General features: G+C 69.3%; 18 protein-coding genes and 5 pseudogenes. 14 read left to right on the forward strand and 9 right to left on the reverse strand.

Features of this window, described 5'->3' with window-relative positions:
- Position 1: 1 nt before the first annotated feature.
- Positions 2-595: pseudogene (locus P3102_RS12520) on the reverse strand (nitronate monooxygenase); the annotation flags it as partial.
- Positions 596-682: 87 nt separating this feature from the next.
- A complete protein-coding gene (locus tag P3102_RS12525; RefSeq protein ID WP_276369118.1) occupies positions 683-1570 on the reverse strand; it encodes a GNAT family N-acetyltransferase in 888 nt (295 codons plus the stop codon).
- A gap of 66 nt (positions 1571-1636) precedes the next feature.
- Between P3102_RS12525 and P3102_RS12530 the strand changes: the two genes are divergently transcribed.
- Positions 1637-2482: a hypothetical protein gene (locus P3102_RS12530; RefSeq protein ID WP_276369120.1), complete on the forward strand. Its 846-nt coding sequence runs from the start codon at positions 1637-1639 to the stop codon at positions 2480-2482.
- A gap of 40 nt (positions 2483-2522) precedes the next feature.
- Positions 2523-3008, forward strand: a complete 486-nt coding sequence (locus P3102_RS12535; protein WP_276369122.1) for a pyridoxamine 5'-phosphate oxidase family protein — start codon at positions 2523-2525, stop codon at positions 3006-3008.
- Between the two features lie 6 nt (positions 3009-3014).
- Here P3102_RS12535 and P3102_RS12540 read toward each other — a convergent pair.
- Positions 3015-3920: pseudogene (locus tag P3102_RS12540) on the reverse strand (acetyl-CoA C-acyltransferase); the annotation flags it as partial.
- Positions 3921-4158: 238 nt separating this feature from the next.
- Between P3102_RS12540 and P3102_RS12545 the strand changes: the two are divergent.
- The 4 genes and pseudogenes from P3102_RS12545 to P3102_RS12560 all read left to right on the forward strand — a co-directional run.
- Positions 4159-5385, forward strand: a complete 1227-nt coding sequence (locus P3102_RS12545; RefSeq protein WP_276369124.1) for a cytochrome P450 — start codon at positions 4159-4161, stop codon at positions 5383-5385.
- Positions 5386-5591: 206 nt separating this feature from the next.
- Positions 5592-5735 (forward strand): annotated as a pseudogene (locus P3102_RS12550) (transglutaminase family protein); the annotation flags it as partial.
- A 118-nt stretch (positions 5736-5853) separates the two neighbouring features.
- Positions 5854-6876, forward strand: a complete 1023-nt coding sequence (locus tag P3102_RS12555) for a YhjD/YihY/BrkB family envelope integrity protein (RefSeq protein WP_276369125.1) — start codon at positions 5854-5856, stop codon at positions 6874-6876.
- A gap of 40 nt (positions 6877-6916) precedes the next feature.
- A pseudogene (locus tag P3102_RS12560) lies at positions 6917-7270 on the forward strand (nitronate monooxygenase); the annotation flags it as partial.
- Positions 7271-7354: 84 nt separating this feature from the next.
- Here the strand turns inward: P3102_RS12560 and P3102_RS12565 are convergent.
- Both P3102_RS12565 and P3102_RS12570 read right to left on the reverse strand, forming a co-directional pair.
- Positions 7355-8161: a serine protease gene (locus P3102_RS12565; protein WP_276369127.1), complete on the reverse strand. Its 807-nt coding sequence runs from the start codon at positions 8159-8161 to the stop codon at positions 7355-7357.
- Between the two features lie 123 nt (positions 8162-8284).
- Complete coding sequence (locus tag P3102_RS12570) at positions 8285-9538, reverse strand: APC family permease (protein WP_276369129.1); 1254 nt, start codon at positions 9536-9538, stop codon at positions 8285-8287.
- A 72-nt stretch (positions 9539-9610) separates the two neighbouring features.
- Between P3102_RS12570 and P3102_RS12575 the strand changes: the two genes are divergently transcribed.
- The 8 genes and pseudogenes from P3102_RS12575 to P3102_RS12610 all read left to right on the forward strand — a co-directional run bounded on the left by P3102_RS12575 (position 9611) and on the right by P3102_RS12610 (position 15354).
- The gene (locus P3102_RS12575; RefSeq protein WP_276369131.1) at positions 9611-10387 is read left to right on the forward strand and encodes a GntR family transcriptional regulator; all 777 of its coding nucleotides are present in this window, start codon (positions 9611-9613) and stop codon (positions 10385-10387) included.
- 187 nt (positions 10388-10574) lie between these two features.
- Positions 10575-11687: a TIGR03364 family FAD-dependent oxidoreductase gene (locus tag P3102_RS12580; RefSeq protein ID WP_276369132.1), complete on the forward strand. Its 1113-nt coding sequence runs from the start codon at positions 10575-10577 to the stop codon at positions 11685-11687.
- Positions 11681-12031, forward strand: a pseudogene (locus P3102_RS12585) (HAD family hydrolase); the annotation flags it as partial. The gene P3102_RS12580 and the pseudogene P3102_RS12585, both read left to right, overlap by 7 nt.
- 1 nt (position 12032) lies before the next feature.
- Positions 12033-12644 (forward strand): ABC transporter ATP-binding protein, encoded by a 612-nt coding sequence (locus P3102_RS12590; protein WP_276371127.1) that lies wholly within the window; start codon positions 12033-12035, stop codon positions 12642-12644.
- Positions 12641-13495, forward strand: coding sequence for a 2-aminoethylphosphonate ABC transporter permease subunit (locus P3102_RS12595; protein WP_276369134.1), 855 nt, complete (start codon positions 12641-12643; stop codon positions 13493-13495). The genes P3102_RS12590 and P3102_RS12595 overlap by 4 nt, the downstream gene beginning before the upstream one ends.
- Entirely contained in the window at positions 13473-14270 is a 798-nt protein-coding gene (locus tag P3102_RS12600) for an ABC transporter permease subunit (RefSeq protein ID WP_276369136.1), read from the forward strand. The genes P3102_RS12595 and P3102_RS12600 overlap by 23 nt, the downstream gene beginning before the upstream one ends.
- A 36-nt stretch (positions 14271-14306) precedes the next feature.
- Complete coding sequence (locus P3102_RS12605; RefSeq protein WP_276369138.1) at positions 14307-14783, forward strand: hypothetical protein; 477 nt, start codon at positions 14307-14309, stop codon at positions 14781-14783.
- Positions 14784-14946: 163 nt separating this feature from the next.
- A complete protein-coding gene (locus tag P3102_RS12610; protein WP_276369139.1) occupies positions 14947-15354 on the forward strand; it encodes a hypothetical protein in 408 nt (135 codons plus the stop codon).
- 73 nt (positions 15355-15427) lie between these two features.
- Here the strand turns inward: P3102_RS12610 and P3102_RS12615 are convergent, their stop codons facing one another.
- The 4 genes from P3102_RS12615 to P3102_RS12630 all read right to left on the reverse strand — a co-directional run bounded on the left by P3102_RS12615 (position 15428) and on the right by P3102_RS12630 (position 20617).
- Complete coding sequence (locus P3102_RS12615) at positions 15428-17098, reverse strand: fumarate hydratase (protein ID WP_276369141.1); 1671 nt, start codon at positions 17096-17098, stop codon at positions 15428-15430.
- Positions 17099-17407: 309 nt separating this feature from the next.
- A complete protein-coding gene (locus tag P3102_RS12620) occupies positions 17408-18439 on the reverse strand; it encodes a sigma-70 family RNA polymerase sigma factor (protein WP_276369143.1) in 1032 nt (343 codons plus the stop codon).
- 247 nt (positions 18440-18686) lie between these two features.
- On the reverse strand, positions 18687-19121 hold the full coding sequence (gene dtd, locus P3102_RS12625) for a D-aminoacyl-tRNA deacylase (RefSeq protein WP_276369145.1): 435 nt from the start codon (positions 19119-19121) through the stop codon (positions 18687-18689).
- On the reverse strand, positions 19121-20617 hold the full coding sequence (locus tag P3102_RS12630) for a methyltransferase (RefSeq protein ID WP_276369147.1): 1497 nt from the start codon (positions 20615-20617) through the stop codon (positions 19121-19123). Before P3102_RS12630 ends, dtd begins: the two co-directional genes overlap by 1 nt.
- Positions 20618-20677: the final 60 nt, after the last annotated feature.

The raw sequence follows: 20677 nt of genomic DNA on the forward strand, positions 1-20677 counted from the left end.
CTCACTCCGAGGCCAGCCGCCGCAGGATGCCGGTGGCGTCGGCCACGATCGTCTCGACGAGGTCGCCGACCGCGGGCAGGTCGCCGAGCAGGGCCGACGACCTGCCCGGACGCCGGCACCCCGGCGCTCCGGTCGCCCTCGACGAGCCCGTCGCGCAGCAACATCGGCGTGTTGGCGGCCATCAGCACCTGCGACCAGGTCCGGTCGCCGTCGCGTCTCATCCGCAGCCCCTCGGTGGCCGGCGAGCGCCACGACAGCCCGGTCAGTTCCCGGAACTTCGTGGCGCTGCGGGCCCCCTGGCGAGCCCGCGCACCGGACCGGCGGACTCGAGCGCGTCGACCAGTTCCGTGCGGAGGACGCGATGCGGCAGCCCGTCCACCTTGCGGCTGACGACGGTGCCGTGGAGATCACGGGCGAGGTAGGCCTGCTCGATCTCGTCGGGAACGGTGCTTTCCCTCGTCAGGAGGAACCGGGTGCCCATGTCGACGCCCGCCGCCCCGTAGGCGAGCGCGACGGCCAGGCCCCGGCCGTCGAAGAAGCCGCCCGCGGCGACCACCGGGATGGCCACCGCGTCCAGCACCGAGGGCAGCAGCAGTACTCGGGCCCGTCGTCGCGGAGTTGCTGGCGGAGGCTCCGGCTTCTAAATCCGTCTATGGCGCCTAGGTTTTCGGTGCGAGCTCGCTCAACGGAGGATCGGGGACGCCGAGGCGGCCCGCGTCAGGTCCCGGACCTCGGGCAGCCGCCGGAACCCACTCGATTCGTAGGTCGCGACGGCGGCGACGTTGGAGCTTGGTGTGTTCACCCCGGCGCTCGACGCTCCCAGCGCCTGAAGTGCGGCCGCCGCGGCGAGGGTGATCGCGCGGCCGTGCCCGTACCCGCGATGATCCCGGTGCACGCCCATCGGTTCCAGCACACCGGGTCTGCCCGGACCGGCCGACCACACGGCGACCGCCGCGACGGCGTCGCCCTGGTCGTCGTACCCGACCAGGTACCGAGCGTCGGCGTACGGCGCGCCGGTCGCCATCGTGTGCCACTTCTCGGGGGTGAACGTCGATCCGTCGAACGCTCCGCGCATCACGTCGGCCCATATGTGGCAGTCGTCCGGTCCGATGGTCTCGACCCGCAGGTCCGGGGCCTTCACCGGTTCGGTCAGGTCGCGGCTCAGCGGCGTCCACGGTTCGCCGGTGTGCCAGCCGTGCCCGGGCAGCAGTTCCTGGAGGAGCGCGTCCCGCGGTGCCTCGATGGACACCTCGCCCGGCGGCAGCACACCGCGTCCCGGCGCGAGCACGTCTTCGGTCAGCCGCCGCGCCAGCTCCGCGTCCCGGCGGGCGTCCGGCGCCGTCGTGAGCCGCAGGAGATCGGCTCCGTCCAGCAGGCCGACGGCGAGAATCCGGCCGTCACGGCGCCAGATCCGGACCGCCGCGGCCGTCGCCTCCGCTCCCGAACGCCAGAACCAGCCGAGGTCACCGGGATGCAGCTGCCAGGCCACCCCTTCGGCTTGCCACTCCCGCAACGCGCCCACGGCCTCGTTCAGTCCGTCGAGCCCCGGTCGCTCCAAGTCGATCGCCATAGCGGTGATCACACACCATCGCACGAAGGGCTCGCATCCGGTTTTCGATGCGGTCAAGATGAGAACGTGAACTCACTCCAGCGCCGTCTCTGGGAAGCGGTCGAGCCGCTGCACGCCGTCGTCTACTTCGCCCCCGAAACGGCGGCCGCGGCCAAGGCGGTGGGGCTGCCGGGCTGGTGGATGGGCTATTTCGCCGGCCGGGTCTCGCCGCTGGGGCCGCTGCCGGAACCACCCGCGACCGCGATGCTGTTCGGGTTCGCCTCGCGGATGGTCGCGCGATCCCTGCCGGACGCGTGGAAATACGCCGAGCCGGCCGTCGTGCTGCAGAGCCGGATGGACGCCGTCGAAGCCGCCTTGAACCGGATCTTGCCCGCCGACGCGCCTTTCGGGGACCTCGCCGAACTTCTCGAGCAGGCCGTCGCCGGATGCGCTTACGCGGCCAGGCCGCTCGCCGCCGCCTGGTCTTCGGTCGCCAGGCCCGCGACGCCCGTGGGCAGGGTCTGGCTCGCGGCGACGGTGCTGCGGGAGCATCGCGGGGACGGTCACGTGCTCTCCGCGGTCGCCGCCGGATTGGGCGGACTGGACACCACGCTGACCCACATCGGCAGCGGGGCGGTGACCCGTGAGGTCGTCCAGAGCAATCGTGGCTGGTCCGACGACGAATGGGACGAGAGCGTCACGCGGTTGTCCGAACGAGGTGTCCTCGGCGGTGATCTGACGCTCACCGAGCAGGGAATCGCCCTGCGCCAACGGATCGAGAACGAGACCGACCGTCTCGCCGCCGGCCCCTCGGAAGCACTCGGGGAGGACGGGGTCGCCGAAGTCCGGCGGATCGCCGTTCCGTTGAGCCGCCGGATCTTCGACACCGGCGCGATCCCGCTGCCGAATCCGATGGGGGCGCCGCGGCCCTGACCGCTCGAAACTGTCGGACCCCGATGGGACGCTGTTCCGTATGGCGACGTGGCAGCAGTTCAGTGAAGAGGCACCCGCGCTGGCGGAGAAGATCAAAGAGCGGTTCACCGCGGCGAAGTCGCATGTGCTGGCGACGATCCGGCGGGACGGCTCGCCCCGGGTCAGTGGCAGTGAAGTCGATTTCCGTGAGCAGGATCTGCTGATCGGTTCGCTGATCGGCGCGATGAAGGCGAAAGACTTGCGGCGCGACGGCAGGTTCGCGATCCACGCCGCCTCGGCGATCGACGAGGGCGGCGCGGACGCGAAGGTGTCGGGCAAGGCCGTCGAGATCACCGATCCGGCGGAGGTCGCCCGTCTGCAGGGCGACGACGGGGAGGCACACGTGTTCCGGCTCGACCTCACCGAGGCGGTGCTGACCTGGGTCGAGGGCACCACCATCTATTTCGACTTCTGGAAGGAGGGGCAGGGGAGCAAACGGCTCGCGCGGCCGGACAACGGTCCGGTGGTCGAGGTCGCCTTGGGCTGAACGCTAGATCGTCATCCCCGCGCTGGCGAGGACCCGTTCGGTCGCCTGCACGGGCCCGTCGAGGTGGTAGTACGGCTCCGCGCCGACCAAGGCCTGGGAGACGATCCGCGCTCGCGGCTCGAGGCCCAGCGCCTTCGCCCGGTCCGAGTCCATCAGAAGGAGCGCGGCCGCGCCGTCGGAGATCTGCGAAGACGTCCCGGCCGTGTGCACGCCGCCTTCGACGACGGGCTTGAGCTTGGTGAGGCCTTCGACGGTCGTGTCACGCGGCCCTTGGTCACGGGACACCAGCCGTGTCTCGCCGGTCGGCGTGCCGTCCTCGCCGAACACGGGTGCCTGCACCGCGACGACCTCGCGGTCGAAGTGTCCCGCGGCCCACGCGGCCGCCGCCTTGGCCTGCGACGCGGTCCCGAAGAGGTCGACTTCGTGACGGGTGATCCCGCGGCGTTCCGCGATCCGCTCGGCCGCGCCGTACTGGTTCGGCATGTCGATCGACCACGTCCCGGGCCGGGGCGTGCCGATGCCCTCGCCGCGGTTCGCGCCGAGCGGTACCCGGCTCATCGCCTCGACCCCGCAGGAGACACCGGTGTCGATCCTCCCGGCCGCGATGAGCCCGGCGATCAGGTGTGTCGCCTGCTGTGCCGAGCCGCATTGGGCGTCGATGGTGGTCGCGCCCGTGGTCTCGGGAAGCCCCGCGTGCAGCCACGCCGTGCGCGTGACGTTGCCCGCCTGCTCGCCAGCCTGGGTCACCGCACCGCCGATCACCTGCTCGACCGACGCGGTATCCAGCCCCGCGCGGTCGAACAGGGCGCGCTGCGCCGCACCGAGGATCTCGGCGGCGTGCAGTCCCGCCAAGTGGCCCCTCCGCTTGCCGATAGGGGTGCGGACCGCGCCGACGATCACCGGACTACCCACGTTCGCCTCCTGGGAACGCCGTTCACTCGAAAAAAGTAGAACACGTTATTGATTCGGGCAAGCGAGTCCCGGGTAGGCGGTTTTTGGCTCTCTGGTCGCGAATCCCGCTTCATCCTTGGCACACCGGGTTACGCCGAGTGAGTTAACGGCTTTCACTGAACTCTTTCCTTGGTAAACGCCGTATGCTTCAATCGGGTCTAGAACGTGTTTCATCGGCGAACCGCGTAGGAGGTAGCCCGTGGCCGCTCCCCTGATCCCCGCCGGTTTCGATTTCACCGATCCGGATCTGTACGCCACCAGACTGCCGCTGGCGGAATTCGCCGAACTCCGCCGCACGGCACCGGTCTGGTGGAATCCGCAGCCGCACAACACCGCGGGCTTCCGCGATGACGGTTACTGGGTGGTCAGCCGACTCGAAGACGTCAAGGCGGTGTCGAGGGACAGCGAGCTGTTCTCCTCACGGGAGAAGACCGCGATCATCCGGTTCGACGAGAACATGACCGACGACAGTCTCGAAGCGAACCGGCTGGTCCTGCTCAACATGGACGCCCCGCAGCACACGAAGCTGCGGCGGATCGTGTCGAAGGGCTTCACGCCGAGGTCGATCGCGAAACTCGAAGACACCCTGCGCGATCGCGCGGAGAAGATCGTCAGCCAGGCCAAGAAAAAAGGTTCCGGAGACTTCGTCGTCGACGTCGCGTGCGAACTTCCTTTGCAGGCCATCGCCGAACTGATCGGCATCCCGCAGGAAGACCGGCTGAAGATCTTCGACTGGTCCAACCAGATGGTCTCCTACGACGACCCCGAGTACGAGGTCGAACCGCTCGCCGCGTCCGCGGAGATCGTCGGTTACGCCTGGAACATGGCCGAAGAACGGCGCAAGTGCCCGATGAACGACATCGTCACCAAGCTGGTGCAGGCCGACGTCGACGGCGAGGCATTGGCCTCCGACGAGTTCGGGTTCTTCGTCATCCTGCTCGCGGTCGCGGGCAACGAGACCACTCGCAACGCGATCACCCACGGGATGAAGGCGTTCCTCGACCACCCCGATCAGTGGGAGCTGTACCAAAAGGAGCGGCCGAAGACCGCCCCGGACGAGATCGTCCGCTGGGCCACGCCGGTGGTCGCCTTCCAGCGCACCGCGACCAGGGACACCGAACTCGGCGGGCAGTGCATCCGCAAGGGCGACCGCGTCGGGATGTTCTACAGTTCCGCGAACTTCGACCCGGACCACTTCGACGAGCCGGAGCGGTTCGACATCCTCCGCGAGGACAACCCGCACGTCGGTTTCGGCGGCACGGGCTCGCACTACTGCATCGGCGCCAACCTCGCGCGGCTGGAGATCGATCTGATCTTCAACGCGATCGCCGACGTGATGCCGGGCATCGCCGAAGTCTCCCCGCCGGACCGGCTCCGGTCGAGCTGGCTCAACGGGATCAAGCACTACCAGGTCCGCTACGCCTGAACCGGTGCGGTGGGGCACCAAGGGCCCGCGTTCAAGTCGATGTCGAGCCGGTCGGTCAAGACGACCTGATCCGCTACACCCGGCCCAGCCGGTACTCCCCTTGGACTGAAGGGGCGAGTTCGCGTTGTTCCGCTTCGGTGGCTTGCCCGGCACGCGCCCCCAGCGGGAGGTGATCGTCCGGCACCGGGGCGGAGGTTTGCCGCCACTACGCGCACGTCCGCGTCTCGCTGTGCCGTGTGATCGGCATCCTCGCCCGGTTCGCCGTGGTCCACGCGCCCGGACCGTCTCCAAAGGACTTCCCCGCCGTGGTCGACGCGTTCCTCTCGGTCGTGAGCTGGACTTTTCGGTGACACCGTTCTGGCGACCGCGGGCCGTCGCCGCCGGAGGACGATGGCTGCGAACTGATCGCGTTCGCTTGACCGCGTGTTGCCGACGAGCCGTCGACCTCGCTGAGGTAGACATTGGCGTGTGAGGGAGAAGCAAGCACCGACGAAATGGAAGCGGCTGCGTGCCCGCTATCGCTGGCTGGACCACGTGGCGCGGGCGGTGAACCGCTACCTCGAGTACGGCGGCTACCACTACGTCGCCTCGATCACCTATTTCAGTCTGTTCTCGCTGGTGCCCATCCTCATGGTCGCGGTGTCGGTGGCCGGCTTCGTGCTGGCGAGCCAGCCGCAGCTGATCGAGTCGATGCTGAACGCGCTCACCGGCACCCTGCCCGGCGGCCTCGGTGACAAGGCGGGCGACCTGCTCACCGGGTTCGTGGAGCAGCGGACCAGTGTCGGGATCATCGGTCTGATCATCGGGCTGTACTCCGGCTGGAACTGGATGAACTCACTCCGCGACGCGCTCACCGCGCTGTGGGGCCAGAACCGGTCGGATTCACCGCTGCTGCGCACGATCGCCGCGGACCTGCTCGCGCTGCTCGGCCTCGCGAGCGCGCAGCTGGTCTCCTTCGCCATCACGCTTTCCGGGTCCGCGCTCGGCCGGTATCTGCTGGGGCTGGCCGGGGTGGACGACACCGCCTGGGGGCACAATGTGCTGTCGGCGATCTCGATTCCGTTGGCGCTGCTGGCCAACTGGCTCGTGTTCCTCTGGGTGCTCGCCCGGTTGCCACGGAAACCGGTGGGGGTCCGCAGCGCGATGCGCGGCGCGGTCGCGCTGGCACTGGGCTTCGAACTGCTGAAGCTGGCCGGCGGGATCTACCTGCGGTTGATCGGCGACTCGCCGACCGGGGTGGCGTTCGGTTCCATCATCGGGCTGATCTTCTTCATCTCCCTGGTCGCTCGGATGTTGGTGTTCGTCACGGCCTGGACGGCGACCGCGCGCGACGCCCCGCCGGACCCGGTCCGGCCGCCGCCGCCCGTGGTGGTCCGGCCCGTGGTGGCCGCGCCCGATCGGCACGGCTTCACACCGGTACTGGTGGGCGCGGTGACCGGGGTGGTCGCGACCCTGGCCGCGCAACGCCTCCGGCCGCGCCGCCGCCCCTGACAAGCGTCCTTCAGCGCACGTCGCGGGCGCTCACGAACCGGAGGAATACCTCCAGACAATGGGGGATTGCGCGGCGATGCACCGAGCGCTCGTCGCGGCGGGCTCGTCCGACACCGTCCGCACGCGGATCTACACCGGCAAACCGGCGCGGCTGCTCAAGACGCGCTGGACCGAGGCGCCGGACGCGCCCGAACCGCTGCCGATGCCGTTGCAGAACCTGCTGGTGTCCCACGCGCACAACCGGATCCACCACGCGGCGGACCCGAGTGTGGTCTCGATGCCCGTGGGGCGGATCGTCGGGCGGATGGACCGGGTGCGCCCGGTGGCCGAGGTACTCGCGGAACTCGTGTCGGGCTACGAAGAGGCACTGTCGCGTTTGGACAAGACCCGCTGAGGTGACCCGAACGCCAGGAACGGTCCGTCACCGGCGAAATTCGCCGGTGACGGACCGTTCCTGGCATGCCGTGGGAGAGAAGACCTAGAGACCGGCGGCCGCGTTCTTGATCGCGGTCGCGAAGGTGCTCACCTCGGTGTAGACGCCGGGAGCGTGCGCCCGCGCGCACCCCTCGCCCCAGCTGGTGATGCCGACCTGGATCCAGGCACCGGCGCTGTCGCGACGGAACATCGGGCCGCCCGAGTCACCCTGGCAGGTGTCGACGCCGCCGGAGTTGACGTTGCCCGCGCAGATCTCGGCGTTGGCGATCAGGCCGGCGTAGCTGCCGCCCTGCGCCTTGCAGGTCGAGTCGGAGACGAACGGCACGTTGGCCTTGAGCAGGTAACGCTGCTGCGCCCCGCCCTCGGACGCGGCACCCCAGCCCGCGACGGTGAACGTACCGCTGTTGTTGGCCGACGAGGTGTTGATCGGCAGCGTCGGGATGCCGCTGACCGGGCTCGCCAGCTTGATCAGTGCCCAGTCACCCCCGGTGGAGGTGGGATAGGTCGGCGACCGGTACACGTAGGTCGACCTGACCTTCGTGGCCGCGGTGCTCTGCAGGTCCACCACACCGAGGGTGGCGGTGATGCCCGTGTTGGCCCCGGTCCGCGACACGCAGTGCGCGGCCGTCAGCACGATCTGCGGGGTGTAGAGCGCACCGCCGCAGCCCATCGAAAGCCTTACCATCCAAGGGAATTCGCCCTGAGCGGCGCGGGTGCCACCGACCACGTCGGTGGACGGCGGCTCCGCGGCGACGGCTTGCGGAGCCGTGGCGAGACCCGCCAGGGTTCCGGCCGCCGCGACGGCGATCAGGGATTTTTTGAGCAGGCTGAACCGACGCTTGATGTTCAAGGGTTCATTCCTTCCGGCTGTCCACAGTGGAGGCAGGGGGACTGACTGCGGCCAACTGACTACAGCAGGTGGGCATACACCGGGACAACCGACTTTCTTCGGATCTTTCAGCCATGGCGGTGATCAACGGACGTTCGAGTCCGGCCACCGACGAAGGGCGTAGCCCAGAGCGCCCAACGCCAGTACTCCCGAACCGCTGACCACCGAAACCGCCGGAAGGCTGAACGCGAGCACGGCGCATCCGAGCAGGCCGGCGATGGGGACGATCCGACGGGCGGGCCGCAGGGTCAGCGCGCTCGCGTTCGCGACGGCGTAGTAGGCGAGTACCGCGAACGAGGAGAAACCGATCGCGCCGCGGAGGTCGAGGGTGGTCGCGAGCAGGGCGACGACGACACCGACGCTCACCTCGGCCCGGTGCGGGACACCGAAACGAGGGTGCACCGCGGTCAGATAGCGAGGGAGATGCCCGTCGCGAGCCATGGCCAGCGTGGTGCGCGAGACACCGAGGACGAGCGCGAGCAGGGAGCCCAGCGCGGCGACCACCGCGCCTGCCCGCACCGCGGGCGTGAGCCACGACCAGGACGACCTCTCGACACCCTCCGCGATCGGGTCCGGGCCGCGGCCGAGCAGCTCCGGGCCGAGGTGGTACAGCAGGACGAAGGCGAGAACGGCGTAGACGACCAGCGCCAGCCCGAGCGCGATCGGCACGGCACGCGGGATGGTGCGCGCCGGATCGCGGACCTCTTCGCCCAGCGTGGCGATCCGCGCGTAGCCGGCGAACGCGAAGAACAGCAGGCCGGCGGCCTCGAACACGCCACCGATCCCGGGAACGGGCAGCGGGCCGGGCGTCGCCGCCGTCACCGTGCCGCCGAAGAGCATCGCGGCCGCCGCGAGCGCCAGGATCGCACACGTGACGGACACGATGAGCCTGGTCGCGAACGCCGAGCGCTGGACGCCGCGGTAGTTCAGCCCGGTCAGCGCGGCCACGACGGCCACCGCGAGCACGCTCCGCCACGGCTGCCCGAGCCCCGGCGCGGCGTAGGTGACCACGGTCAGTGTCATCGCCGCGCAGCTGGCCGTCTTGCCGACGACGAAACCCCAGCCGGCGAGAAACCCCCAGAATTCGCCAAGGCGTTCGCGTCCATAGACGTAGGTCCCACCCGAAGCCGGGTACAGCGCGGCCAGCCGGGCCGACGACGTCGCGTTGCAATAGGCGATCACGGCGGCGATGGCGAGCCCGGCGGGGAGCCACGCTCCCGCGGCACGGGCGGCCGGGGCGAAGGCGACGAACACCCCGGCCCCGACCATCGAGCCGAGTCCGATGAAGACCGCGTCGCGGAGGCCGATCCGCCGAAGGAGGGTGCCCTTTTCGTCCACGAGTGTGAGCGTGGCATGAACACTTCGTTCGGGTCAGTACAAGGCAGGTGAATTCGGCCTAAGATCTGGACAGTGAGAACACGTTCACCCAGAGTCCATCCTTCTGCCGACGGCCCGGTTCGGGACGGAATTCCCGAACACGGCCGCATTCCACGGTATTACGCGGTCAAAGTCGAACTGCTCGACGTGATCTCCGAATTGGGACAAGGAGCGGTGCTTCCCACGGAACGGGAACTGTCCGAACGCTTCGAGGTTTCCCGCGCCACGGTCCGCCAGGCCGTCGGTGAGCTCGTGCTGGAGGGGCGGCTGAGCAGGCGACAGGGGAGTGGCACGTACGTCGCGGGCCCGAAGCTCGTGCAGCCGCTCGCGTTGGTGAGTTACACCGAAGGACTCAGGAGGCAGGGCATTCAGCCGGGGCGGAATCTGATCTCGCTGGAACGTCGTGAGGCGGGTCCTTCACTGGCTTCGGAACTGGAAATCGACCCCGACGACGAGGTGATCCACATCGAACGGGTGCTGCTCGCCGATGACGAGCGGGTCGGGCTGGAATCGACCTATCTCACCGCCGAGCGATTCCCGACCCTGATGGATGTGTTCGATCCCACACAATCCCTCTACGCCTGTTTGCGGGAACGGCTCGGAGTGGTCTTCGACGGCGCCGAGGAGCGGGTCGAGACCGTACTCGCCACTCCCCGGGAGGCGTTGTTGATCGGGACCAATCCGGCGCTGCCGATGTTGCTGATGCACCGGACTTCGTGGGGGACCGACGGTGTCCCGTTCGAACGCGTCCGTTCGTTGTTCCGCGGTGACCGGCTGTCCTTCGAAACCCGTCTCGGCCGCGTGGAGTAATCCCCCCGCCTCCGCAAGTAGTCACCTGCTTGCGGTGGTTGCAACTTCAACGAACGACAAGCGGCCGACTACTTGCGGTGCAATGTAACGTAAAGATAACAGGTCTGGTCCGCATTTCGGAGGCCCTTCACCTGGGGTTAGGACGGGGGGCACGGAGCGTTGGTGCGGGCGGACGAGCGTCTACGGGGTGCGAATCCTCATCATCGGAGGCGGAGTGCTCGGCACTCTGCACGCCTGGCAGGCCGTCGAACGCGGCCACGACGTCGTCCAGATCGAACGTGAACCCGAGGCCCGGGGCGCGTCGGTGCGCAACTTCGGGCTGGTCTGGGTCGGTGGCCGCGCCAGTGGTCCCGAACTGGAGACGGCGGCGCGGGCGCGCGTGCTGTGGGAGCGCGTCGGGGAACGCGTCGAAGGGATCGGCTTCCGGCCGAACGGCTCCCTCACCGTGGTCCGCACGGAGGTCGAACTCGCCGTCGCCCGAGCCGCGGCCGCGACCACCGAGGACCGCGGCTTCAGGCTGCTCGACGCCGCCGAGACCCGTGAACTGAACCCGGCCCTGCGCGGCGACTTCCTCGGCGCGCTCTGGTGCGACCGCGACGCCGCCGTCGAACCGCGCGTCACCCAGCCCGCGCTGCGGGCCGAACTGGCGAAATCCGGCCGCTACACCTGGCTGCCCGGCCGCGAGATCCGCGACCTGACCGAGCGCGGCGTCGTCGACGACGCAGGTGAAACCCACGAAGGCGACGTCGTGGTGCTGTGCACCGGCGCCTGGATCGGTGGCCTGGTCAAGGAACTCGCCGGGCAGCCCCCGGTCCGCCGGGTGCGGTTGCAGATGGCGCAGACCGAGCCACTCGGGGAAACCCTCACCACCACGGTCGCCGACGCGGACAGCTTCCGCTACTACCCGGCGTACCGCGGCGAGGCACTCGACGGCCTCGACGCGGGCCAGCCGCAGGGCGAAATCGCCGCGGCCAACGCCATGCAGTTGCTCATGGTCCAGCGTCTCGACGGCTCGCTGACCATCGGCGACACCCACGAATACGACGAGCCGTTCTCCTTCGACACCACCGAAGACCCGTACGACCACCTGACCGAGGTCGCCGGCGCGCTGCTCGGACGCCCGCTCCCGAGGGTCGCCCGCCGCTGGGCCGGCGTCTACGCCCAGACCACCGACACCTCCCGGATCGTGCACCGGGCCCGCGTCGCGGACAACGCCTGGCTCGTCACCGGTCCGGGCGGCCGGGGCATGACCTGCTCGCCCGCCATCGCCGAAGACACCGCCGAGGAGCTTTCTTGGTGAACACCGAACTCGTCGTCCTGGACATGGCCGGGACCACCGTCGCCGACGACGGACTGGTGATCCGCGCCTTCACCACGGCGATCGCCGCCGCCGGGGTGTCCGAAGAGGACAGTCGCTTCCCCGGCATGCACGACTACGTCGTGGAAACGATGGGGCAGTCCAAGATCGTCGTCTTCCGCGCGCTTCTCGACGGGAACGAGGAACTCGCCCGGCGCGCGAACACCGCGTTCCAGGACGCCTACGGTGAGCTCGTCGCGGACGGCCACTGCGAGCCGATCCCCGGCGCCGAGCAGACGATCCAGGAGCTGCGCGCCCAAGGGATGAAGGTCGCGCTGACCACTGGTGATCCGGCCGCGGGTGCTGCTGCTGGACGAGCCACTGTCCGCTTTGGACGCCGCCCTGCGCGAGGACATGGTCGCGGAACTCCTGCGGCTGCGGGCCGAACTGCCCGACACCACCCTGATCTACGTCACCCACGACCAGGGCGAGGCGCTGGCGCTGGCCGACCGGATCGCCGTCATGCGCGACTCGGAACTGGTCGAACTCGGGCCCAGCCGCGAGCTCTACCAGCGCCCTTCGACGGAGTTCACCGCGAGTTTCCTCGGCGCGTCCAACCTCGTCCCGGTCGAGCCGATCCAGGCCGACGGGACCAGGGTCCGGCTCGGCGGTAGGGAACTCGCCGCCGACCCGTCCGGGACGATCCGGGCGGGGCAGCCCGTCGCGCTCGGCGTCCGGCCCCACCGGATCGGGATCACCGCGGTCGACGCGCCGGGCGCGTTGCCCGCCGTGCTGCGCGGTGTCCAGTGGCGTGGCACGGGTTTCCGGCTCGACCTCGAACTCGCGGACAACGGGGGCGAGGTCCGGGCCGAAGTGCCGGACCTCGAGGGCCTGCCGGGTGTGGGGGAGCGGGTCGGGGTGTCCATTCCGGACGGTTGCCCGCTGGTGGGTGTCGGATGACCGGCCTGACACCGGCCGCGACGGCGGCACCGGCGCGGCGGCGGGAAAGCCTGCCCGGACGCGGCTGGCTCCTCCTGCCGCCGGTTCTCGTCCTGCTCGGGTTCTTCGGCTATCCGCTGGTGCTGGTCGTGCTCCAGTCACTGGAGTCGGAGACCGGCGAGTTCGGGCTGTCGGTGTGGCTGGACGTCCTCGGCTCGGCGGAATTCCGGGACGCGGCCTGGAAGACCGTCGCGCTCGCGCTCGGCGCCACGGCGGGCTGCGTGGTGCTGGGCACGTTCCTGGCACTGGTGATCGCGTTCGTGCCGTTCCCCGGCGCGCGAACGCTTTCGCGGCTGGCGGACACCGTGCTCGCGTTCCCGTCGTTCCTCATCGTGCTCGCGTTCACCTTCATCTACGGCGGCGCCGGGATCCTGGGCGCGGGTGGCTTCCTGTACTCGCCGTTCGGGATCCTGCTGGCGGAAATCACCTTCTACACGCCGTTCGTGATGCGGCCGGCGCTCGCCGCGTTCGGGCAGGTGTCGTCGGCGCAGATGGAGGTCGCGGCCAGCCTCGGCGCGAAGCCCGGCCGCGTGCTGCGTCAGGTGATCCTGCCGGAAGCCTTACCGTCACTGGCTTCCGGTGCCTGCCTGACCATGCTGCTGGCGATGAACGAGTTCGGCATCGTGCTGTTCCTCGGCGCCAAGGACGTCACGACCCTGCCGATGCTGGTCTACGGCAAGGGAATCGTCACGTTCGACTTCCCGCAGGCGTGCGTCATCGCGGTGGTCGACGTCGTGTTCTCCCTCGCCCTGTACGGAACCTACCGGCGACTGACGAAGGGAGGCCGCCGTGCTGCTGTGGACAAGGCGTAGCCGGATACTGCTGTGGGTGGTGTTCGCGGTGCTGTTCACCGCGATCGTGCTGGCGCCGCTGCTGATGATCGTGCTGGCGTCGGTCGCCGGGAGCTGGACGGGACTGCTGCCGGGGGCGCTCACCGGCTCCCATTTCGCGCAGGCGCTGTCCGGGGAGACGTTCGCGAGTCTTTCGGTGAGCATCCAGACCGGTGTCGTCGCGTCGGTGGTCTCGGTGGTGCTGGGGACTTGGGCCGCGCTCGCGTCGCAGTCGGCGCCGCCCCGGCTGCGGAAGGCCGTCGACACCCTGTTCCACCTGCCGATCGCGGTGCCGTCCGTGGTGCTGGGGCTGGCGCTGCTGGTCGCGTTCAGCCGTCCGCCGCTCGCCTTCAACAGCACACGCTGGATCGTGCTGCTGGGGCACGTGATGATCCTGCTGCCGTTCTCCTACAGCACGGTGTCCGCCGCGATCGCCCGGATGGATCCGCTGCTGGCGCAGGCGGCGGCGAGCCTCGGCGCGGGGCCGCTCCGCGTGCTGCTGCGGGCGCGGCTGCCGGTGCTGCTGCCGTCGATCTCGGCTTCGGCGAGTCTCGCGCTGGCGATGTCGATGGGCGAACTGGGCGCGACGATGATGCTGTACCCACCGGACTGGCGGACGCTGCCCGCGAGCATCTTCGCGCTCACGGACCGGGGGCAGGTGTTCCTGGCGTCGGCGAGCACGGTGCTGCTGCTGGCCGTCACCCTCGCCGGGGTGGTGCTCCTCGGACTCGCGCGCGGCCGCGCGGCGCAGCGATGATGCAACCCTTCGTGGTCCCGGTTCCGTCCTGAAACCATGATGAACGCAGCGAAGACGCTGGGCGCGGGGCTCGTGCTCGCCGCGACGGCGGCCTGCGGCGCGGGCGGCCCCGGAGCACCGGCGAACACGAGCATCCCACCGGTCGTCACCACCCCCTCGGAGTCGCCCACCTCGCTCCCGGCCAGCCCGCCGGTGGCGAAACCACCGATGTCCCGTCCGACCGCGGGCCCGCCGCCGTCGGACAAGATGCTGCCGCCGACCCAGGTCGAGGCCAAGGTGCCCGCGCAGGTCAGCGCGGACAACGGCGGCCTGACCGTGCACGTCGAACTGAGCGGCTGCGACGAGGCGAAGGCGGACCTCGCCGACCAGAACGCGCAGCGGGTCGTGGTCAAGGTGAAGATCGACCACGGCGACCCGGGGCGGATGTGCCCGCAGGTCATCCGCTACGCCGTCCTGCCGGTGGAACTCGCCGAGCCGATCGGGCCGCGAACCGTCGTCCTGGAAGCGGGTTGAGAACAGGTGCAACCCGAAGACGGCCTCGTTCCGTCCTAGCCACATGAGGTACTTAACGAATGTCATCGGCCTTGGCCTGATCGTCGTTGCGGTATCCGCTTGCGGGGCGCAGAACCAGGCAGCGGAACCCGCGGCCGGACCCGGCAGCGGCACCCTGAGTACCGTGCCGCCGTCATCGACCGCGCCGTCTTCGTCCCCGGCACCCCCGCCGGGAAGCCAGCCGGGAAGTCAGCCGGGTGTACCCGGCGCGCCGCGCCAGGAGGTTCCGGAAGGCAGCACCAAGCTGCCGGACAACCAGCTCGACGCGGCGGCGCTGCCCGCGGACCACCCGCGTGAGGTGTACACCAGCAACGGCGGGACGATCCTGAACATCCGCGGCCAGGAAGGCGGCTGCGGGCACGCGACGGCGGAGGCCACGCAACAGGACGGGACCAGGGTCACCGTCAACCTGACCGAACTGAAGGGCCAGACCGGCCAGATGTGCACCATGGACATCCGGCATCCGGTGCTCTCGGTGGCGCTGTCGGCGCCGCTGGGGGAGCGGACCGTGGTCCTGAAGCAGATGCGGTAACGCTTTCGGCCGGATGGTCCGTGAAGGCCTCCTTGAGGGACTCTGGGTCCCTCAAGGAGGCCTTCACGGAAGGTCAGCGGAAGCTGATCTGCAGCACGGGTTCCGAGGTGGCCTCGAAGAAGTCGTTGCCCTTGTCGTCGATGACGATGAACGCGGGGAAGTCCTCGACCTCGATCTTCCACACCGCCTCCATCCCCAGCTCGGCGTACTCGAGCACGTCGACCTTCTTGATGCAGTCCTGCGCGAGCCGGGCGGCCGGGCCGCCGATCGAGCCGAGGTAGAACCCGCCGTGTTCGTCGCACGCGGCGGTCACCTTCTTGGACCGGTTGCCTTTCGCCAGCATCACCAGCGAGCCGCCCGCGGCCTGGAACTGCTCGACGTAGGAGTCCATGCGCCCCGCGGTGGTCGGCCCGAAGGAACCCGACGCGTAGCCATCGGGTGTCTTCGCCGGGCCCGCGTAGTACACCGGGTGGTCGCGAAGGTACTGAGGCATCTCTTCGCCCGCGTCGAGCCGCTCGGCGATCTTCGCGTGCGCGATGTCGCGCGCGACGACGAGCGGGCCGGTCAGCGACAGGCGCGTCTTCACCGGCAGCCGCGAGAGCTGGGCACGGATCTCGGCCATCGGCCGGTGGAGATCGACGGTCACGACCTCGTCGGACAGGTCTTCCTCGGTCACGTCCGGCAGGAAACGTGCCGGGTCGCGCTCCAGTTGCTCCAGGAACACGCCGTCCGCGGTGATCTTCGCCTTCGCCTGGCGGTCCGCGGAGCACGAGACGGCGACGCCGACCGGGCAGGACGCGCCGTGGCGCGGCAGGCGGATCACGCGGACGTCGTGGCAGAAGTACTTGCCACCGAACTGGGCGCCGATGCCGAACTGGCGCGTCATCTCCAGCACCTGCTGTTCGAGGTCGACGTCGCGGAAACCGTGGCCCAGCTCGGAACCCTCGGTGGGCAGGTCGTCGAGATAGCGCGCGGAAGCCAGCTTCGCGACCTTCAGGTTGAACTCCGCCGACGTACCGCCGACGACGATCGCGAGGTGGTACGGCGGACAGGCGGCGGTGCCGAGGCTGCGCAGCTTCTCGTCGAGGAACTTCGCGAGCCGCTTTGGATTCAGAACCGCTTTCGTTTCCTGATAGAGGAACGTCTTGTTCGCGCTGCCGCCACCCTTGGCCATGAACAGGAATTCATAGCTGGGGACTTCGGACTGCCCGGCGATGTCGTCCTTGTGATAGAGCTCGATCTGCGCGGGCAAGTTGGTGCCCGTATTCCGCTCGTCCCAGAAATTCACCGGCGCCATCTGCGAATAACGCAGATTCAACTCCTGATAGGCCTCGAAAATGCCTCGCGAGAGCGCGCGCTCGTCGTCGGCGCCGGTGAGTACTCCTTCGCCGCGTTTGCCGATCACGATCGCCGTGCCGGTGTCCTGGCACATCGGGAGGACGCCGCCGGCGGAGATCGCCGCGTTGCGCAACAGGTCCATCGCGACGAACCGGTCGTTGCCGCTGGCTTCGGGATCGTCGACGATCGCTCGCAGCTGCGCCAGATGCGACGAGCGCAACAGGTGCTGGATGTCGGTGATCGCGGTCTTGGCGAGTTTGGTCAGCGCTTCGGGCTCGACCTGGAGAAACTTCCGGCCCGCGGCCTCGACGACCTCGACACCTTCGGTGCCGAGCAGCCGGTACTCGGTGTGGGTGTCCTTCGCGAGCGGAAGGACTTCAGTGTGCTGGAACGTGGTGGGCGCCACTGTGCGGGCTCCTTTGCCGGCATCGGGAACCCGCACACGGTACTAGGCGGGCCCCGAGTGACCGGCGTCACGTCCAATGCGAAAGGCAAGGGAAGGCAATTCGCATCCGGTCAATTTGTCGCAGCCCCCCACAAAAGGGTTCGGGAGGCCGGGCCCACCCCGACGGACCCGACCTCCCGGGGAAAGCGATCCGGGCGCGAACACCCGACCGCGAAGACTTATTACCTGCTCGACGGTCCCGTGACACAGGTCATAAGTCAACGCTGCCGAACGGGTGTTGATTTCTTCCGCGCCGAAGGGCTCCTCGTGTCACGAAGCGTAGGCGCGCAGGCGGTCTGCTCGCTCGCCTTGACGCAGTTTCGACATGACCTCTCGCTCGATCTGCCGAACGCGCTCACGGGAGAGCCCGAAGTGTTTGCCGATCTGGTCGAGCGTGCGCGGCTGGCCGTCGTCGAGGCCGTAGCGCAGCCGGATCACCTGCGACTCGCGGTCGTCCAGCGTCGCGAGCACGCGGCGCAGGTCGTCCTGGAGCAGACCGGAGATCACGGCGCTCTCGGCGTCGGTCGCCTCGGAGTCCTCGATGAAGTCACCGAGCGGGGCGTCCTCCTCGGTGCCGACCGGCATATCGAGGCTCACCGGGTCACGCGAGTGGTCGAGCAGGTCGGAGATCTTGTGCGCCGGGATACCCGACTCGGTGGCCAGCTCCTCGTGGGTGGCGTCCCGGCCGAGCTGCTGGTGCAGGTCACGCTTGATGCGGGCCAGCTTGTTCACCTGTTCCACCAGGTGGACCGGCAGCCGGATGGTGCGCCCCTGGTCGGCCATCCCCCTGGTGATGGCCTGGCGGATCCACCAGGTGGCGTAGGTCGAGAACTTGAACCCCTTGGAGTAGTCGAACTTCTCCACCGCGCGGATCAGACCCAGGTTCCCCTCCTGGATCAGGTCGAGCAGCGGCATCCCCCGGCCGGTGTACCGCTTCGCGAGCGAGACCACGAGGCGGAGGTTGGCCTCCAACAAGTGGTTCTTCGCGACGTGGCCGTCACGCACGAGGGCGGACATCTCCGAACGCCGTTTCGGCGTGAGGCTCTCGGCCGTGTCCAGCATGTGCTGGGCGAACACGCCTGCTTCGATGCGCTTGGCCAGCTCGACCTCGTCGGCGGCGGACAGCAGCGCCGTTTTGCCGATTCCGTTGAGGTACACGCGAACGAGGTCCGCGGCCGGGCTCTGGGCGTCGAGGTCGGCGTCGGTGAGTGCCCCCGCGCTCACCGGCTCCTGGGTGGATTGCGCCGGGATACGGCGCTCGCGAATCCCGCGCGCTTCGCGTTCGAGAGTCTGGACTGACATTCTGCCTCCCCGGTCACGGGCTGAACGTGCTGCGGTGTGTCCGCCGGTTCCGCCTCGGCGTAGCAGGCCCTGTGGAAAACCCGCTACTCCTCGTCGGCCCAGCCTGGCTGGACACTTTGCTCAACGCCGGGAGGTCTGAAAACGTTCCCGGCCGCTACAGAGGAGACGGGCGGCTGACCTGGGGCGTTGCTCCACCAACCCTGAGCTTTTCCTGAGAATGCCCCTGCGGGGGAGAAATCCACATGGTCTAGACCTCTATGAGGAGGGTGAACGGACCGTCGTTCACGCTCCGGACCGCCATCATGGCCCCGAACCGGCCGGTTTCGACCCGGGCGCCGCGGGCGCGCAGGGCGTCGACGACGGCCGTCACGAGCGGTTCCGCGAGCTCGGGCCGGGCGGCCGCCGTCCAGGAAGGACGGCGGCCTTTGCGAGTGTCGCCGTAGAGAGTGAACTGGCTTACGACGAGCAAGGGAGCGCCGGTGGTGGCGCAGGAGCCCTCATCGCGAAGTATGCGAGCTTCATGCAGTTTGCGTGCCATCGTCGCCACCTTGGTCACGGCCGAGATTTCATCGTCCACGTGGATTCCCAGCAGTACCAGCAAACCCGGTTCGTCGATGGCGCCGGTCACCTCGTCGCCGACGGTCACGCTCGCCTCCGTGACCCTCGCCACCACCGCCCGCATCAGGCGGCGGGGAGGAGCATGCCGTGCCGGACCAGTTCACGCACGACGGGAAGCGCGGCTTCGGCCAGTTCCTCCGGTGCGAGTCCCTGCGCGGCCGCCAGCAGCACGATCAGGTCCTCCAGCGGCAGCGCGCCCTGGCAGCCGGCGAGCAGCCTCGTCGCCAGTTCGTCGACTTCGTGCGACCAGCCGGGACCGTCGGTGCGGTGCAGCCGCTGGACGGTCGTGGCCCAGCCCTCCTCGCCCGGCTCGGCGACGCTCTCCAGAAGGACGGTTTCGGGGACGCGGAATCGGACATCGAGGAGCGAATCGCCGGTGGTGCGCAGCCATTCCACCCGATCCAGCCAGTTCGCCGCCTCCGCCCCCAGCGGGTCGTCGTAGGCCTGGCGCAGGTCCTCGCACACGATCGTGGGTGTCGCGCCGTCCGCCCGGCGAAGGGTGACGAAGCCGAAACCGATGCCCTGGACGTCGTTTTCGGCGAACCAGTCGAGCCAGGCGCCCGATTTCGCACGGCCTTCGGGGGAACGGGGCTCGATTCCCGCGTCGCGCAGCCACGTGCCGACGTACAGGCCGGGATCCGCGATGTCCCGCTGGACGAACCAAGCGTCGGTCTCGGCGGGCAGCCAGCGGGTCACCCGATCGCCCCAGTCCTCGCCCTTCACGTGCAGCCAGGACGCCAGAAGCTGACCGGTGCCGCCTTCGTTGAGGAAGCCGGGCAGCTGCCGCACCACGAGCGCGCTGGCGTCGTCACCGGCGAGACCGGAGTCGCGGTAGGTGTAGTCGACCCGCGGCGGGCCGACCACGAACGGCGGATTGCAGACGATCTGGTCGAAGCGGCGCCGCGCGACCGGCGCGAACCATTCGCCCCGCACGAGTTCGACGTCCAGTTCGTTGAGCCGGAAGGTGGCCGCGGCCAGGGCCAGCGCGCGGGCCGAGACGTCGGTCGCGGTGACCTTTTTCGCGTGCCGGGTGGCGTGCAGTGCCTGGACGCCGTTGCCCGTGCCGACGTCGAGCAGGCTGCCGACCTCGCGGCGGCTGGTGGCCCGGATCAGGCTGAGGGAGGCGTGCCCGACGCCGAGGACGTGGTCCTCGGGCACGGTCTGGCCGAGGATGTCGGCGTCGAGGTCCGAAACGACCCACCAGGAGCCTTCGTCGTCGCCGTGCGGGCGCACGTCGAGCCCCGCCCGGTAGCCGTCCGCGGCGGGCACGAGCAGCGTCGTGGCGATCGCGTCATCGAGGGAGAGCGGCGCGAAAGCGGCCTCGACGTCCTTCTCCGCTTCGGTCGAACCCAGCAGGAACAGCCGGATCAGTGTGCCGAGCTCACCCGCGTCGCGGGTCGCGCGGTAGGCGAGTTCCGGCTCGCCGCGGCCGAGGGCGGCGTGCGCGGAGCCGAGGGCGCCGACCACGCCGTCGGGGTCGTACCCCGTCCGGCGGAAAGCGTCCCGCAACCTCGCGCAGACGTCGTCGGACAGGTGGGGGAGGGCGGCTCGTGTGCTCACGTTGGGTGGTTGCGAGGGATCGGGTGCGACGGGGCTGCTGCTCACGTTGGGTGATTGCGC

The sequence above is a fragment of the Amycolatopsis sp. QT-25 genome, assembly GCF_029369745.1.
Lineage (GTDB): Bacteria > Actinomycetota > Actinomycetes > Mycobacteriales > Pseudonocardiaceae > Amycolatopsis.

What these genes read in the sequence shown, in the direction of transcription:
- dtd (WP_276369145.1), bottom strand. Translation starts at nt 19,121, where the DNA reads ATGCGGGCGGTGGTGGCGAGGGTCACGGAGGCGAGCGTGACCGTCGGC.
- P3102_RS12525 (WP_276369118.1), bottom strand. Translation starts at nt 1,570, where the DNA reads ATGGCGATCGACTTGGAGCGACCGGGGCTCGACGGACTGAACGAGGCC.
- P3102_RS12595 (WP_276369134.1), top strand. Translation starts at nt 12,641, where the DNA reads ATGACCGGCCTGACACCGGCCGCGACGGCGGCACCGGCGCGGCGGCGG.
- P3102_RS12535 (WP_276369122.1), top strand. Translation starts at nt 2,523, where the DNA reads ATGGCGACGTGGCAGCAGTTCAGTGAAGAGGCACCCGCGCTGGCGGAG.
- P3102_RS12605 (WP_276369138.1), top strand. Translation starts at nt 14,307, where the DNA reads ATGATGAACGCAGCGAAGACGCTGGGCGCGGGGCTCGTGCTCGCCGCG.
- P3102_RS12620 (WP_276369143.1), bottom strand. Translation starts at nt 18,439, where the DNA reads ATGTCAGTCCAGACTCTCGAACGCGAAGCGCGCGGGATTCGCGAGCGC.